The sequence below is a fragment of the Halomonas sp. ND22Bw genome, assembly GCF_003011945.1.
Lineage (GTDB): Bacteria > Pseudomonadota > Gammaproteobacteria > Pseudomonadales > Halomonadaceae > Halomonas > Halomonas halophila.
Genome location: NZ_PXWD01000657.1, coordinates 1 through 280, shown reverse-complemented (window position 1 = coordinate 280; position 280 = coordinate 1). Strand labels below are relative to the sequence as shown.

1 protein-coding gene is annotated in these 280 nt (G+C 71.4%); it reads right to left on the bottom strand.

Annotated elements, in window-relative coordinates; genetic code table 11:
* A partial coding sequence (locus tag CVH10_RS19770) for an aminotransferase class V-fold PLP-dependent enzyme (protein ID WP_146143136.1) occupies positions 1 to 280 on the bottom strand: 280 nt, incomplete at both ends.

Genomic DNA, 280 nt, shown 5'->3' with positions numbered 1-280 from the left:
CAGCCAGTTCTGCCCCTGAAGTCGGTCGACAGCGTGCCGATAAAGGGCGTGCTCATGCGCCTGCACCGCCGCCCGGTCGTATTGCGCCAGCCATTCCAGGGCCGCGCCCAGGCCAATGGCCTCCAGGATCGGCGGCGTCCCCGCCTCGAACCGGTGCGGCGGCCGGGCATAGGTCACGTGGTCCTGCTCGACCGTCTCGATCATCTCGCCCCCGCCCTGATAGGGCGGCAGCGCCTCCAGCGCCTCGGCCTTGCCGTACAGGGCGCCGATGCCGGTCGGG